The organism is Lysinibacillus sp. FSL W7-1291 (genome assembly GCF_038593415.1).
Classification (GTDB): domain Bacteria; phylum Bacillota; class Bacilli; order Bacillales_A; family Planococcaceae; genus Lysinibacillus; species Lysinibacillus fusiformis_D.
In genome coordinates this window covers 1,905,197-1,920,915 of the sequence record NZ_CP151994.1, presented here as the reverse complement: position 1 = coordinate 1,920,915, position 15,719 = coordinate 1,905,197, and the positions used below count along the sequence as shown (strand labels likewise).

The 15,719-nt window shown below is 41.1% G+C and carries 17 protein-coding genes; 2 read left to right on the top strand and 15 right to left on the bottom strand.

Going from position 1 to position 15,719, the window contains the following annotated elements:
* Positions 1 to 19: 19 nt before the first annotated feature.
* The 6 genes from NST76_RS09195 to NST76_RS09170 all read right to left on the bottom strand — a co-directional run bounded on the left by NST76_RS09195 (position 20) and on the right by NST76_RS09170 (position 6,332).
* Complete coding sequence (locus NST76_RS09195) at positions 20 to 448, bottom strand: hypothetical protein (RefSeq protein ID WP_089932396.1); 429 nt, start codon at positions 446 to 448, stop codon at positions 20 to 22.
* A gap of 612 nt (positions 449 to 1,060) precedes the next feature.
* Entirely contained in the window at positions 1,061 to 1,966 is a 906-nt protein-coding gene (locus tag NST76_RS09190; RefSeq protein WP_089932398.1) for a DMT family transporter, read from the bottom strand.
* A gap of 16 nt (positions 1,967 to 1,982) precedes the next feature.
* Positions 1,983 to 2,528, bottom strand: coding sequence for a GNAT family N-acetyltransferase (locus NST76_RS09185; RefSeq protein ID WP_058844961.1), 546 nt, complete (start codon positions 2,526 to 2,528; stop codon positions 1,983 to 1,985).
* A complete protein-coding gene (locus NST76_RS09180; RefSeq protein WP_036127627.1) occupies positions 2,518 to 3,051 on the bottom strand; it encodes a cysteine hydrolase family protein in 534 nt (177 codons plus the stop codon). Before NST76_RS09180 ends, NST76_RS09185 begins: the two co-directional genes overlap by 11 nt.
* A 107-nt stretch (positions 3,052 to 3,158) precedes the next feature.
* Positions 3,159 to 4,109, bottom strand: a complete 951-nt coding sequence (locus NST76_RS09175) for a stalk domain-containing protein (protein ID WP_340808819.1) — start codon at positions 4,107 to 4,109, stop codon at positions 3,159 to 3,161.
* 453 nt (positions 4,110 to 4,562) lie between these two features.
* The gene (locus NST76_RS09170; protein ID WP_342545049.1) at positions 4,563 to 6,332 is read right to left on the bottom strand and encodes a glycerophosphodiester phosphodiesterase; all 1,770 of its coding nucleotides are present in this window, start codon (positions 6,330 to 6,332) and stop codon (positions 4,563 to 4,565) included.
* 224 nt (positions 6,333 to 6,556) lie between these two features.
* On the opposite strand from NST76_RS09170, the gene NST76_RS09165 reads away from it, so the two are divergent.
* Positions 6,557 to 6,766, top strand: coding sequence for a hypothetical protein (locus NST76_RS09165; RefSeq protein WP_036117306.1), 210 nt, complete (start codon positions 6,557 to 6,559; stop codon positions 6,764 to 6,766).
* Positions 6,767 to 6,791: 25 nt separating this feature from the next.
* Here NST76_RS09165 and NST76_RS09160 read toward each other — a convergent pair whose 3' ends face one another.
* The 9 genes from NST76_RS09160 to NST76_RS09120 form a co-directional block, all read right to left on the bottom strand.
* The gene (locus tag NST76_RS09160) at positions 6,792 to 8,366 is read right to left on the bottom strand and encodes an amidohydrolase (protein ID WP_342545047.1); all 1,575 of its coding nucleotides are present in this window, start codon (positions 8,364 to 8,366) and stop codon (positions 6,792 to 6,794) included.
* A gap of 18 nt (positions 8,367 to 8,384) precedes the next feature.
* A complete protein-coding gene (locus tag NST76_RS09155) occupies positions 8,385 to 8,936 on the bottom strand; it encodes a biotin transporter BioY (RefSeq protein ID WP_036117296.1) in 552 nt (183 codons plus the stop codon).
* A 141-nt stretch (positions 8,937 to 9,077) separates the two neighbouring features.
* On the bottom strand, positions 9,078 to 9,740 hold the full coding sequence (locus NST76_RS09150; RefSeq protein WP_036117294.1) for a TIGR04104 family putative zinc finger protein: 663 nt from the start codon (positions 9,738 to 9,740) through the stop codon (positions 9,078 to 9,080).
* A complete protein-coding gene (locus NST76_RS09145) occupies positions 9,727 to 10,245 on the bottom strand; it encodes a sigma-70 family RNA polymerase sigma factor (protein WP_089932412.1) in 519 nt (172 codons plus the stop codon). The genes NST76_RS09150 and NST76_RS09145 overlap by 14 nt, the downstream gene beginning before the upstream one ends.
* A gap of 105 nt (positions 10,246 to 10,350) precedes the next feature.
* Entirely contained in the window at positions 10,351 to 11,106 is a 756-nt protein-coding gene (locus NST76_RS09140; protein WP_089932414.1) for an ABC transporter ATP-binding protein, read from the bottom strand.
* Positions 11,107 to 11,112: 6 nt separating this feature from the next.
* Positions 11,113 to 13,431, bottom strand: coding sequence for an ABC transporter permease (locus NST76_RS09135; protein ID WP_058843718.1), 2,319 nt, complete (start codon positions 13,429 to 13,431; stop codon positions 11,113 to 11,115).
* Positions 13,432 to 13,490: 59 nt separating this feature from the next.
* Positions 13,491 to 14,141 (bottom strand): TetR/AcrR family transcriptional regulator, encoded by a 651-nt coding sequence (locus NST76_RS09130; RefSeq protein ID WP_058843719.1) that lies wholly within the window; start codon positions 14,139 to 14,141, stop codon positions 13,491 to 13,493.
* A gap of 120 nt (positions 14,142 to 14,261) precedes the next feature.
* A complete protein-coding gene (locus tag NST76_RS09125) occupies positions 14,262 to 14,483 on the bottom strand; it encodes a helix-turn-helix transcriptional regulator (protein ID WP_036117277.1) in 222 nt (73 codons plus the stop codon).
* Positions 14,484 to 14,493: 10 nt separating this feature from the next.
* Positions 14,494 to 14,964, bottom strand: coding sequence for a DUF2975 domain-containing protein (locus tag NST76_RS09120; protein WP_036117275.1), 471 nt, complete (start codon positions 14,962 to 14,964; stop codon positions 14,494 to 14,496).
* Between the two features lie 188 nt (positions 14,965 to 15,152).
* Between NST76_RS09120 and NST76_RS09115 the strand changes: the two genes are divergently transcribed.
* Positions 15,153 to 15,701: a GNAT family N-acetyltransferase gene (locus tag NST76_RS09115; protein WP_058843720.1), complete on the top strand. Its 549-nt coding sequence runs from the start codon at positions 15,153 to 15,155 to the stop codon at positions 15,699 to 15,701.
* The last annotated feature ends 18 nt before the right edge of the window (positions 15,702 to 15,719 follow it).

Genomic DNA, 15,719 nt, shown 5'->3' with positions numbered 1-15,719 from the left:
CTTTTCGCTTCAATCTTTATTAGAATTGATTTTTTATTGTAATCAAGTATTTTTCATTCATTTCGAGCTGGTCGATTGAGAGTTGGTCTAACAGGAGCTCGAATTTCTTTTCGCTATCCTCCCCTTCTTCCCCCTTCCAGCAAATGTAGATTTCGCAATAATCACCTTTTGGCAGAAGTTTTTTCAGGAAGTTACAAACAAGAAGTAATGTGCTTTTGGATTTTTCGTAGTTATGTGGCGAATGCACTTTATTGTCGTTATGCATTTGCCAAATGGGACTCCCTTTTGCTTCAAGCTCATATAGGTATGGCGTTGTAAAATGTTGATGCTGAAGCATTTGACGCTCTTCGCTACTAAGGAACAAATCTGTTATTTCAACTTCATCTTCCGTATCGTCGTCATTTATTGCAGCCTGGAAATTTAATCCTATGTAGGTTACCATGCTCATTTCATTCATTCTCCTTATCAAAAACACCCTGTAAATGTACAGGGTGTCAGCAACGTAGCTGTTGGTATCGTAAAAAGACGTGCATTTTTGTACGATGTTCTAAATTCCTTACCTGTGTCACCATGCCATAGGTCACTCTCTGAAGCAATGGCTTGAAGGACATAGGCTTCAAGCGACGGGTTGTCCGCTTCTTTTTGTGAGGCTTGCTACCGTACCATGTTAACTGTAATGGCTGATGCTTTGATGGTTTGATATTGCGGTGGTGTTTTTTGTTCAATATACAATGTTGTGTAATATGCATCCGCAATAACAATCAAATAAATAATGAATAATAATCGTTTTGTTCAATGGTTCAAAAAATATTTCTCCCTTTTTTCAAATCTGCTATTAAAACTTGTCTACTTAATCATACGAGCAACACGAAAAAAGGTTTCAACATTTTATAAGGGAGACAAATTTTCGTCCCCCCTTACGTCTGCAAACTTCTGCCACCATCATTTTCCCAACGGTCAATGTCCCAATGATCCTCTTCTTTTTCTCTGCTACTTGCCATTGTACTCGATTGAACGAATGACATTTTGTCCTCACCCTTTTCAAGCGTTCTTCTCTATTTTATGAAGGGGAGGAGGTTTTCGTTCCTCGTAAAAAAGGCTTAAATTGAAAGCCTAAGGCAATTGCAGCTCCTATACAGCTAGAGAGGCAGCCTATGATTAAATACAGGTTAAGCGTAGATTCCCCTATGACAACAGAAGCAATCCCGCCAATCACAGGGAACAACGCAACCATGTAGCCACTCTTCGCCCCGCCAATTTTTTCTACTAGCTTTAAATAAAATAGCCAGGCAAGAAATGATGCGATGATCGTTAAATACAGTAGGGCTGATAAATAGGTAATGGATGTAGGCAAGACGATTTTTTGTCCTTGTATCCAGACAATACCACACATGACTACACTGCCGACTGTAAAACCAATGGCATTGGCATAAATGGGGTCAATCTGGCGCTTTGCATTTCTTGCAGAGCTTGCATCCCCGATTGCTGTTAGGACAGTACCGAGTAAAGCAATTAGGACCCCTTTTAAATCAGCCAAACCTGAAAAACTATGTAAAGTGGGATAGATTAATACCCCAACACCGATTACCCCTAAAGTACCACCGATTAAAACGCGACGATGTAATGGTTCTTTAAGAAATAATCGTAGAGCTATGGGCGTTAAAATTACTTTTAATGAAAAAATTAAAGTGACAATCGCAGCGGAGCTCAACATCGTCGCATAGTATAGAGCTAAATAACTGAAGGCAAAATTACAAATACCAAAGACGATAATAAATGGAAAATCATGCTGCTGTGGCTTACCCTGTGGTTTCATCAACCAAGCAAGTAGGCCAAATAAAAAAGCAGTTATAACTAAACGATAGGTTAAAGATAATTCTAGACTGACTGGGGTTCCTTGAATCTTTACTGCAATAAAATTAAGTCCCCAGACAATTAAACAAAAAATATACATAAAATTGGTCATATCTGTTCCTTCTTAACTAGGGTTGCCATCTACCCATTATGATTGTGTGATAGTACTTACCATCTGCAAGGCATTTATCATTTTTCAAAATACCTTCTACTATAAAGCCCCATTTTTCATAGAGCTGTATAGCTTTTTCATTCGTTTCTAGCACTTCTAATGCCATTTTCCGTATATCATTGGTATCCGCCCAATCAATAGATACTTGTAGTAGAGCTTTTCCAATACCATAGCCCCAAAAAGCCTTCCTAACACCGACGCCAAATATTACTTTATGGGCAAGTCTCTTTAATGGAGAGCCCTCACATCTGGAGTATCCAACGATTTGATCACCTACAACCGCTACTAAACACAGATTTTTCGGACTTGCTGTATCCTGCTGAATAAGCTGCTCGAAGCCCGCTTGATCGATGAATGCCTCCCCCTGCTCTCGGTCGAAGTTTTCTGTTTCACCGTCCAATTGTAGGCGCAAATCCGATAAAGCTTGAGCATCCTCAAGTTGTGCACAGCGAATAATATAGTCTAGCTCTTTTATATGAAACGCTTTTTGGTCAATGAGCATTTGGGAACTCCTCAACTGGCTGAATTTTTACAAAGCGATTACGCCATACGGATTCGTGATGCTGAATGATCTGAGGTGCTGCGAGTACTTGACTATTTAAGGTGCTATGTGCATCTTCGATTAAAATATTATGATGGTAGCCATGACTAAAAGCGCTGCGAATCGTCGTATCAAGACAAAACTCTGTTTGAGCACCTGCAAAAATCAACTGATCGATGTGCTGTTCGTTCAAATATTGTGCAAGATCCGTTTGATAAAAAGCATCCCAAGTTGTTTTTTGAATCACTTTATCTTGTGCCTGTCTAAGCAGTCCATGATACAGCTCCCACCCTGGCTGACCCTTTGCAAAATCAACATCATTGGCCTCTGTATGTTGAATAAAAATAATTGGGACTTCTTTATGACGTGCCCATGTGATTACCGTATTGATATTTTTAATAATCGTTTCATCATTCCATAGATTTTGTTGGCTATCCAAAAAGAAAGCCTCTTGGATATCAATAATAATGAGTGCTTGCTTCATAACGTTCTCCTTTATGCTTCGACTTTTCTTTTTCATTGTACTGAATTTTCCATTAGAAGGAAATAAAAAAAGAAGTACCTAGCGAATTGCCAGATACTTCAATGTCATTATTTCATTAGTTCTTCTGCTAATTCAACTGGTACATATGTTTTGCCAGCTTCTAATAAAGCGGGCGCAACTTTAAATTGGCGAAGCGCTTTATTGTAGCCATATTCCTTTTGACCACGAGTAATGGTATAGGAAACGGCACCTTTCGAAACAATAGCACCTTTTGGCGTAACTTCTACTTTAAAGCCAAGTTCTTCTGCGATTAATCGTAGTGGCACCATTTTCGTCCCTTCTACTTCATAAAAGTCTTTCTTGATGATTTCTTGAACAGCTGGATTCGATGGTGCTGGTTCAGGAGTTGGCTCTGGATCTACTTCAATTGGTTCTTCCTTCTCGATCGTGTCCAACACGATGACTTTAGAAGGTGGTGTTTGAGCAGGAATACTCATCGTAGCAATTGTGTAGAACACGGCTAAATGCTGCTCTTTTAAATCATCCAATTTTACATCTTTACCAGAAGCACTTACTAATTTAGTATCTTCTCCAACATTTAATTTTAAGTTGTTGTCTGTATCGATTAAATTTTTATCGAAGAAATCAACTTCCACGCTACCCATTGCTTCTGTTTCAACAATAATTACTTCTGGGTTATACTGCGGTGGATAAATTGCAAGCATAGGTTTTTTCGCATAAGAGTAAGCCGACACCTTATCCCCTTTTTGAAGCTTGACTTCTTTTCCTGTATTATCGAAAATGAATGACTCTTTATTAGCGATGACAATGTTCGTATTGTCACCGTCCATTACTGTATAGGACGTTCCGTTTTCACGAACATCTACATTTTCCACGGTACCCGTTACTTTAATAAAAGTCGGCTGCACTTGTTGCTCCGTAGTTTCTGCGTTCGTCACCACAGCCTCACCTTCGTTAGCTGATGCAGTTGGAGCTCCAATCGCGCCCCCTAATAATAATGCTGACATAGCAAATGGTACGACTTTCGTCATTTTCATAAAAAAGCATCTCCTTCATATCTCGAATTCATAGAAGTAGTCGCCTCTGCATGAAAAAGGTTACAATCTGACCGATTTTTTTATTTTCAGCGAAGTCACACTGCTATTGAACGGTTGCGTATGATGAAACGCTTATGTTGTTCGCTTTGATTTGAGGGCATCTGGGTGTTCGCTTTACTTTCGCGGGTTGTCGCTTGCCTTCCGCGAGTATTCACTCTCCTTCCACGAGTATTCACTCTCCTTCCACGAGTATTCACTCTCCTTCCGCGAGTATTCACCTTCCTTCCGCGAGTATTCACTCTCCCTCCGCGAGTATTCACCTTCCTTCCGCGAGTATTCGCTTGCCTTCCGCGAGTATTCACTCTCCTTCCGCGAGTATTCACTCTCCTTCCGCGAGTATTCACACTTCCTCCGCGAGTATTCACTTCGCTCGCGAGCATTCACTTCGCTTCCTCAAAAGATAAATCGCAGTCGATTGAGGATGCGCTGTAAGAAGTATTGATGTTCGCTTTGTTGTGCTCTTAGCTCGCGGGCGACGTCGGGGTGGTCGGTGATGACGCCGCTGACGTTTTTTTCAATAAAGGTTTGCAAGGAACGGTCGTCATTGAGTGTCCAAACAAATAAGTCAGTTGGGTGCTGCTTTAATTCCTCAATAAGCTGCTCGGTTACCCAGGATTCTTCTAATGCGATAAAATCAACATTTTCCTCCATTGGTCCGATGTTGAGTGCATAGACAATGCCCACTCGCAAATTGGGCACCAATTTTTTTAATTGCGCCATTTTCTGTACATCAGCGGATTGCACATAGTAGGAATCCAGCACCTTGTATTGACGTAGCTTCTCGACTAATTTAGGTAAAACATCTTCCGTTTCTTGGCCGTGCACCTTTAATTCGATTAATAACGCCACATCTAACGCTTTGGCAATTTCGATACAATCCTCTAAAGATGCAATTTTATCGCTGTAGCCATTTTGGTGAATGATTAATGACTTTAGTTCACTTAGGGTCATATTCGCAATGACACCGTTTTTACCGGCTAGCCGTCTTAATGTTCGATCATGAAAGACAACAAATTCACCATCTACGGTTTGCTGAATATCGATTTCAATTAAATCTGCCCCCGCATTCGCTGCATTTACTAACCCGCTAATCGTATTTTCTACATTGCCTGCGACATAGCCTCGATGGGCAATAATTTTAGTATCTGGGGCATAAACACTTTTCTCTAAAGAATTGATGTTCATCATACTTAATACGATAAAAACGATGAAACTGATCAATAGTAATGGCTTATAGCGTCGCTGTCTCTTGGTAGCCACTCTGACTTTGCCTAGCACTGGCGTGTTATACGTAATGGCAACCATGACTTGTGAAAACATAGCCTGTAATAAACTAAATAGCACTACAAAGACCATTTCTAACAAGGCAAGTGTAAGCCCCGCTGTGACCAATGCTGCGCTCGGCATTATGCGCTCTATTAAATAGAGCGGAAACGTACTGATGACCGTTATTCCTAGCATCATTAGCAAATGACCTGTTAAAAGCATCGCTAATAATACTAACAGTTCAAATAAACCTCGTTTAGAAAAATGCCAGCTTTGCTTAAAGGAACGTAGAATCGAGATGTTGGGCTGGATTGTAAAAATTGGTAACGTTAAAATACTACGAATGCCGATCATCACCACGATACTTGCCACCGCAGCATATGCTAGCCTACCAGCTCGACTGCTCATTATTTCGTCTGTTAAAAAATGTGGCAGAGAAACGGATTGCGTTAAGGTGAGTGGTAGCATAAAGGAAGCTAATGGCATTAATAGTGCAAGATAGACAATTAAAAATAAGACTTGGACACTAAAAAAATAAATAACCTTTCGATTCAATTGCTGCCATAAAGGAAGAAAGCGATAGCGCATCCCCCTTTGCTGATGAAAGGCCATAAGAAAGAGAAAGCCCATTTCATAATAAACAAATAATAAAAACAGCAAAATTAATAGACAAATCATCATGATGACAAAGGGATGCGCCACAAAGCTTTGCCAATTTTGCTCAGTAATATGTGTATACCCTGTTACTCGGAGCATGAGCTTCAAGACGATCGAGGTTACAGGGATTATCAATAAAAACTGAAAAATTCTAATCAATGCGAAAACTTGTACATAATCTAACCGATACGCATAAATATTGTGGACAGCCTGTCGCATTACTTGTCCTGCCTTGTGCACGTACTCACCCCTGTCATGCTGTTAGAATAGCTCTCTTCTAACGTATGTTCAAATAGCTATAGCACAGTACTGAAAGCCGCTAAAATAGCAATTTGTTCAAGTATCCTATGCATCAAAGTAAGAGAAGATTTGTGTATTTATCGTGACTTTCTCCATTTTTTTGAAACTTTTCATGTTGCTATCCAGTATATAACTAGATACCCACTAGAGAAAGGAGCGCAAACATGAAATTCACTCTTGGCGATATCATTAGTACAACTGTTCTTTTATGTATGTTTCTAGCTATCTTTTTCGTGATGATTCATATGATTAAAAAAATGAAGTCAACCGTCCCTGTGCCTCCTCCACCAACCATGCAACAGCAAGTAGAGGACTTAACAAAACGTGTATCGAGCTTAGAGCAGCAAGTAAAAAATTTGGCTGACAAACAATAGACCGAGAAAAAAATCGCTGCAAAGGTTATCCTTCACAGCGATTTTCATATACCATCTTCCCATCCACCACCGTACAAGCTACTTGTATATGTGGTAGTTGTTCAATATCTACAGTAAAAAGATCCTCCTGTAAAACCGTAAAATCGGCTGCATAGCCTGCTGCAATTTTGCCACGCTTATGTGACTGACCGATTATTTCGGCTGCTCCTACGGTATACAGATGGACGGCCTCAAACCGTGAAATTTTCTCCTGCGGATTATAGCCCTCATGGCTTTCGCCAATATTTCTTCTTGTGACAGCAGCGTAAATGCCTTGTAGCAGATTGGGAACCTCAATCGGGGCGTCACTGCCCCCTGCCACAATCAGCCCTCGGTCAAGAAGCGACTTTAAAGGATGTAAGCCTTGAACGCGCTCCTCTCCAAGTCTCGATAACTCTGCTTGATATTCTCCCTGTACAAATTGCGGCTGCATATCTACCGCAACAGGTAAAGTAGCTAGTCTGGCTAATAGTTCATCATCAACTAAGCTACAGTGAATCACGCGATCAAACTGACCATCCTGCGGCGGATAGGCCGCAAAAACGTCTAAAATCGTTGCTATTGCTAAATCTCCAATCGTATGCACGGCCACAGTTTGTCCGTACTGACGAGCAAGCTGAACATAGGTTGTTAATTGCTCTGTTGTATGAATGAGCATCCCAGCATTGTTAGGGTCATCACTATACGGTTGACGTAGCGCCGCCGTGCGACCGCCAAAGGCTCCGTCAATAAAAATTTTCATAGCGCCAAACTCTAAAAATGGTGATGAGGCTAAATCCATTTTTGCGACCTCTTCAAAGACCGTATGATGCTGTAATAAATGAACTTTAAAGGATTGCTGTGCCTCCACGATTTGACGATAAGCCAGAATCGGTTGGCTTGGTGGTCCGTAATAGCTTAAGTCCTCAGAATGCCCTCCTACTAAACCATAGGTTTGGAGCGAGGCCACCGCTTTTGCCAAAGCATCCTCGATATACGCAGGTGTAATATGCGGCATATGGTTGACAATTAAATACAATGCTGCGTCCTTTAGTACACCTGTGAGCTGACCGTCGACTTTGTCAATGACACCGCCCTCTGGTGAAGGTGTATCATTGGTAATGCCAGCAAAGGCAAGTGCCTTGGAATTCGCTAAAATTAAATGATGACAGCTCCGTTTAATGATTAAATAGGCTTCTCCAAGTGCATCCAGCTCCGCTAATGTCGGCAAAATCGGTTCATCAAATTGGTTTTCATTTAGCCCGATTGCAATGACCCATTCCTGTGCCGTAGCTTTGGACATTCGCTCTTGAAGCTTCTTCAGTAATGCCTCTTTACTTGTAATTGTGGAGACATCAATATGCTTGAGCTTTTCACCGTAACCAATAATATGTAAGTGACTATCGACAAAGCCTGGATACATTACATGTCCTTGTAAATGTTGGATAGAAGCAGCTAGTGGCGACAAGCTCTCCACTGAGCCTGTCGCCACAATTTTTCCATCTTCTACAAGGACTGCTTCCACTGTTTCACCAACCTGAGCCATCGTGTAAATCTTGCCACCTGTCCATAATGTTGCCAAAACAATTCCTCCCATGTCCTATGCTGTTGCTTCAATTAAATGTGCGCTCTCTAAGCGACGACGGACAATGACACCAATCCACGCTGCAAGTACCGCTTTGACGATCCCCACTACGATAAATGGTGCAACACCACCCATAAAGGCAGCTGTCCACGTGTATTCTGCTACAATTTTTAACCACACTGTTCCGAACGCTAATGTGATGATCATGCCAATAATATTCGCAATAATAGCGTGAACAAATGTAATACCAAATTGATCTAAGTATAAGCCCATAATAATCGCTGTGACAAGGAAACCGACGATATATCCGCCTGTTGGACCAACTAAAATCCCGAGTCCGCCTGACATCCCGCTAAATACAGGTAAACCTACTGCGCCTAATAGTATATAAAGCAGGACAGATATCGTCCCTAATCTTGTCCCTAAAATGGTTACGACAATTCCAACCGCTAAAGTTTGTCCTGTAATCGGAATAAGTGGTAGTGGAATCGTTACTTGTGCTAGAACGGCGATAATCGCTGCCCCAAATGCTGCTAACACGTATTGATATGTACTTCCTTTTTTCAATGTAAAAAGCCTCCCCTTGTGCGTTAACCAATAATTAAAATAAGTTAACACAAAGATAAAGCAAATAAAAACCGTTGTCAATCTATTTTCGAATAAAAAAGGAAATTGCTAGATTACAATAGTAATTTCCTTTCAAAATGATTACCATAAAGGTTCATTCATTGGATCTTTTTCTTGCAGCTTAAACACATATGGCGCAATTTGATGATGATAAAAGAACATGCCCACTAAAAAGAAAATAAGTCCGATAACAAAATGTTGGAAAACATGCTGCAGCATAATCAATAACGGCACTGGCATCGTCATCACACCACTGATTTGAATAGATTTTTTTGTGCGATATTGTTTTTGTCCACAATGAGGGCACACAATTTCACCATTTTTGCGATACAACTTACGTGCATCTTTCTCAGACCAGCTCTCCCCACATTCAATACAAACAGGTAGGCCATATCCTTTTTTCACTAACAAACGCTTGACAATAAAAGTTGCTCCGATAAATATACCAAGCAATAACATGCCTCTTACGTAATCGGAGTCAAAAAGGGACCACCAGTGCCATGTATCTGATGATGTACTAGCTGCTTGCTGTCCTGTGGTACGCTGTTCCTTTTGCTGTGTCAAAATATAGCTAAAACCAATGACGAAAACAGTAAAGGTTGCCAGCACGAGACGATATGTCCATTCCCCTCCTGTTTTACGTTGCCCTTGTCGTCGCGCTTTGTCAGCGATTAATTGCTTGCGCTGTTGTGAGAGCTTGACATCCTGTAGCTCCTTAAGCAAATCCTCTTTAAATTGATTCATGACGTAGCCCCTCCCAATCAAAGTCACCCATTGCTGCTGCCAGCTGTTTACGAGCTCGCTGTAGTCTTGTACGAATTGTTGCTTCTGGACAATGCACGAGCTGGGCAATTTCCACAGTCGTCATCTCCTCAAAATAATACAAAATCAAGACCTCTCGATAGGCGACTGATAACGTAAACAATGCCTCCATTAGCTCTTTTTTGACGGATTTCTCTAGCATCTCCTTTTCAGGTGTAACCGTTGTCGTGCGCCCTGTAATCTTTTCAAACAGTGTCAGCCGTTTGCTTTTCCAACTCCGTAAATAATCATGACTTCGATTAACCGTCATTTTCACTAAATATGTACGCAATGATGCTTCCTGGCGAAACTGTTCCTGCTTTTGATAAAAGGCGATGAACACATCCTGCACAATGTCTTCTGCTGTCGTCTTATTTTTCACATATAGATAGGCGACCTTTAGCAAGTAATCACCATGCTCCTCGATTATCTGTTCAATATCCATCATTGCTCTCACCTTCTTTCTACACTACTGACGGACGCCACTGCCATTACGATTCAATTTTCACAAAAAAAATCCGTAATTTTTTAATCATTACGGATTCTCATCTATTTAAATACCTATTTCTCGCATAGTAGCCACTACTTTGGCCATTCTATCGTCTAAATCTATGCCTGTAAAGGTGGGCAATCGTAGCTCATTTACGATGGCTCCATCACACATAAAGAGAATACGCTCCGTTCTGGCAGCAATTTTTGGGTCATGTGTCACGAGCATGATTGTTGTGCCCTCGCTATTGATGACCGTGAATAAATCCATGATTTCCTGTGCAGACGTTGAATTTAGAGCACCTGTTGGTTCATCTCCAAAAATCATTAGAGGATCGCTAATCAATGCACGACAGATGCCTGCTCGTTGCAATTGTCCGCCAGAAACTTGTGTCAAATCTCGCTTTGCTAAATCCGCAATCCCCATTTTTTCCATGATGGACAGCGCTTTGTCTGTTAAGATGCTCACATTTTTTCGTTGATCACGCATCGCAGGTAACAAAATATTATCAAGGATATTTAAGTTTTTTAGAAAGGTCGGCTGCTGAAACACAAAGCCCATTCTTGTTCTGCGCAAATCCGCAAGCTCATTGTCACGAAGTGAGGCTAAATCCATGCCATCAAAGATCACTTGCCCATGATCGATAGTGTCCATCCCACTAAGTGCATACAAGAGTGTCGATTTCCCACAGCCAGAGGGCCCCATAATGGCAACGAACTCCCCTTTATTTATTGTAACGGAAATATTCATTAACACATTATACTGTTCATCGCCGACCTGAAATGACTTTGCTATTTGCTTACCACTCACTAGTTTCATAAGGTTCTACTCCTTTATATGGTCCATCATTTTGACATGCCCCGCCCTGGACGTACCTATGAGTGTAGCTAGCAGAACAACGCTTGTGAGCGCTAATGGGCAAAAAACATAGGCCGCTAGAGGTTGAATCGTAAACTTAAATGAAGCCGCACCAAATGATGCGATAACCGTACTTGTCACAAGCTCACCTAGCGTGTTGGCGAGGAACGTCCCCATTGTTATAGCCAATAGTAAAACAAACACGGCTCGAGCCGCATATTGTGTAGCGATATCTCTGTTGGTAAAGCCTAATGCCTTCATAATAGCGATAGATGTTTGATCCTTCGCCATTAGCATGTTCATAAATAACAGCGTGACGAGCAAACACAGCAAGAGGGCTATGGCAAGTGCTGCACGAGATGCTTTTTCAATGGCATGGATGGTCGTGCTAAAGGTTTGGTTGATATAATCATCAATGCCTGAGACCTTTGCAAAAGAAAATGTTTCTGCATATTCCTTTCGCTTCTCCTCGACCTGCGATGGCTTAGACATCGTTCCATAGATGACACTCCACATACTTTCTGTAGAATGGTCAAAGAAAGCTGCCTTTGCTGTCTTGCCACCATTCGTAATATCAGAATAAATGCCGCTAACAATCAAATCCTTCACTTCACCATGAATGATCAATGACATAGCATCGCCAACCTTTTTGTGAAGCTCTTCAGCATTTAGCACAGAAAGCGCGATTTCATTGTGGGCAATTGGCGCCCTGCCATGTGCATATTCTACTGGGAAGATTGTATGATCGCCCAGCTCTATTTTTAAGCTTGCTTCCGAGCCATCATCGGCCATTGTCGCGAACTTTTTTGTCGTCAACACACTATAATGCTCGATTGCTTTGTCTTGTTCTAATGTCTTAATGACAGCTGCCACCTGCTGGGCAGTTTGCTTGCTTTGTGGGACATCTATTCGAATATCACTATTGCCAATGCCCATATACGTCATAAAGCTTTTGGCGGCAATCGTATTGTGTAAATTATGAGGTACGATGATGATAAATGTTGCCAGGAGTAAGACGGCCAGCATAGTGGCATACAGCCTTTTCCGTGACAGGACATCCTTCACCCCAAGAAAGAGATTAATGGGAAGTCTTTTATTTGAGCTGAGGTTCAACCATTTTGTATGCTGTGTTTTTCCTTGTGTTGTACCAAAACGCAACGCCTGAGTGGCTGATAGCTTGCGAAATTGTTTCAGAACAGATTGTACATAGCCCATTATCACGATAAATACGAGCAATAGCCCGATGAAGGTGAACAGCCAAATCAGTGAGGTATTGCCCGTTTCCCCCATGAACAAACGGATATTTTCAAGTAGCCTATTTCGAAGCAAGAAAGAGCTAGCAAACCCTAGCATACAGCCTATTACCGTGATCACAGCATATTTGGCAAAATACATCTTTTGAATATCCGCAACTCGAATGCCAATCGCTTTCATGACACCAATTTCGCGATAATCCTCTTCCATCTTCGTGAGTAATGTAAAACGAATACACATAAAAGCAATGAATACTACAAGAAGGCTGATTAATAAAATGACAGCAATCATTAGCCCATCCGATAGTGCATTTAGCATTTTGAAGAGCGGCAACGTAATGGATGGTCCATTCGCTTCTAACCCTGCACGTGTGTAGGCTTCTTCAAAATCTTTTAATTCAGCCAAATCGTTTAACCGAAATTCAATCAAATATTCAACCGTGCCCGCTCCCTGGATGGCTGCATAGTCCTGTTCACTGACAAGAAAGCGTTTTGAAGAGGCCAGCATAGCATTCATTTGTGAATCTCGTAAAAATCCTGCAATCGTCAAGTGCTTATCTTGAACAATCACGGTGTCACCCAGTTTAGCTGTCCCATCCTTCCAATAGCCTATTGGCACATAAATATCGCCATTCGCCACTTCAATTACATGACCATCCAGGTCCAGTAAATAATCGAATTTCTCACTTTGCGTACTAAAGCCATTGTCCTGTACACTATGCGCTAGTGTGGTGCCAGCAATATGGATCTTGGCACCATCTACATTGAGAAATTCATTGACCTGAAATTCGTCTACATGTTCATCACGTTCCGCAAACTCAGTGAGTCGTGCTTGATCAATTTTGCCTGCATGCATCTGTAGAAAATGAGACGTTTCTGCTTGCTCCATCATCGTTTCCATCGCACTTGTTAAATGGACAATGAGCATTGCCGAGAGCGTGACAAGCATAGCAGCAGCTGCCACAAACAGTATCGTGATACCTGCTATAAGCTTGCTCTTTGCCATATCGTTTCGCACAAATTTCCAATACATAGGTCACCTCTTTGGAAGTTTTTAACTACCGTCAAACCCAATAAGACCCTCATTCGTATTTATGTCGTACTACCTTCGCCATCCTTGCCAAACATTTGCATCATATAGAGCAAACTACCATTTTCCACTCCAAGCATTCGTTCAACATTAAAGATAAATGCTGGAATGCGTGCCGCTCGTTCTTCATCTGTCATCAGCACTAAATCATCATCGAATACAGCATTGGTATAGGCGATAATCATTTCCATACACTCATATGGATAGGGAGTATGATAAACGCCCTGTTCAATACCATCACGAATAATGGCCGTAAGGATTGGTGGCACTTGATTCATCACCACCTGCTGTATTTTTCGATGCATTAATGCATTTTGTGGCTTATGCACATGCTCCATAATCTCCTGACCACCATTTTCATGCTGTATGTTTAATGCCATCACAACACGTAGAATGCGCTCATTCACAGCAATGCTTTTGTCTTCTGCAATCGCTCTTGCCTTTGCAAGCATCGTACTTGTATAACGCTCAATGAGGGCATCCATAATATCTTCCTTAGACTTAAAGTGATAATAAAGCGTGCCCCGTGCAATGCCCACTTTTTCAAGAATATTGCTGGTGCTAGTACCGTCAAACCCCTTCTGTGTAAATAATTCGTCTGCTGCATCTAATATTTCATTGCGACGCTCTTCCGCCTTCTTCATTTCCCTCATAATCACAACCCCTTACATTTGACCGACTGCCTGTCGATATATCTTTCCTTTATCGTATCATAGGACGGCTATTACTGGCAATAATTCCTACAAAAAAAAGAATCTGCATGAAGCAGACTCTTATTTTTGCGTGTCCTCGTTCTTTCGATATTCCAAAATATCGCCAGGCTGACAATTCAATGCCTCACAAATGGCCTCTAATGTTGAAAAACGGATGGCTTTGGCCTTGCCGTTTTTTAAAATAGAAAGGTTTGCCATCGTGATGCCCACTTTTTCTGAAAGCTCTGTTACGCTCATTTTTCGTTTTGCCAGCATTACATCAATATTGATGATCATTGCCATAGTATTCACCTCAAACCGTTAAATCGTTTTCTGATTTGATATCGATGGCATTTTTTAGAAGCTTTTGCAGCACAGCAGCAAAGACTGCCACGACAAAGGAAGCAAAAATAATAACCATTCCGATAATAATAAGACCAGGGGCATCATCTACTTCCGCCACATAGTATATCAGTGGCATGCCTACCACGTATACACCACTAATGATAATTGCACAATATTTAATATTGATTAAAGCTTTCACAGATCGTTCTGAAAACGCAATATTTTGATCGATATAGCTTAGTAGTTTAATCGTCGTATACAGAGCAACAAAATAGGCGATGGCCGTTGCATAAACACCTAGTAAAGCAAAAATGGTTGTTTTCGGAAAATGCTGTGCTGCCCCTATCGCTACACGAGGAACTACCAATAGACATAAGGCAAGAACCGGTATTCCCATTAGAAAAACAGCTATCTTTAAAAAGAGCGTTTCTCGTTTCATCTGACGCACCTCTTTTATTTATTCTCCTGTACAATTTATCATAATTTTTATCGTTTTTCAATAAATATTTATTCTGATTCAAGATGTATTTTTAACTGTTATTTGGTTTATTTTCCCTTTTATTGTGCTATAATCGATTCATCTTCTCAAGCTTTAAAAAATATCGCTGAAGACAAAGGAGGAATTCGATGATTTACCGAGCAGCAGAAAAAACAATGGAGACTGAGCGTTTATTACTCCGCCCTTTTACAGAAGCAGATGCACCTGAGGTAAGTGTTTTATGTAACAATTATGCCATTTACAAAAGCACACTGAACGTACCTTATCCCTATACAATAGATTGTGCATTGTCATGGATAGCCACTCATCAACAAAACTTTGAGGAGAATCGCCTCTATGAATGGGCTATAACAGACAAACTTAGTGGGCAATTATATGGGGCGATAGGGTTGTCCAATCAGCAACCACATCAAAGGGGCGAAATCGCCTATTGGATTGGGGAGCACTATTGGGGAAATGGCTATGGGACAGAAGCAACCCAAGCAATCATCGCCTTTGCGTTTCAAGAGAAAAAGTATCATCGTGTCTATGCTCAGTATTTTCAATCCAATCCTGCATCCGGCAAAATCATGGAGAAATGCGGGATGCATTATGAGGGAACCCTAAAACAGCATGTGTATAAAAATGGTGCTTTCGAAGATATTGTTTATTATGGCTTAATCAATCCAAACCATTAGTTGACAACTTACACAAAA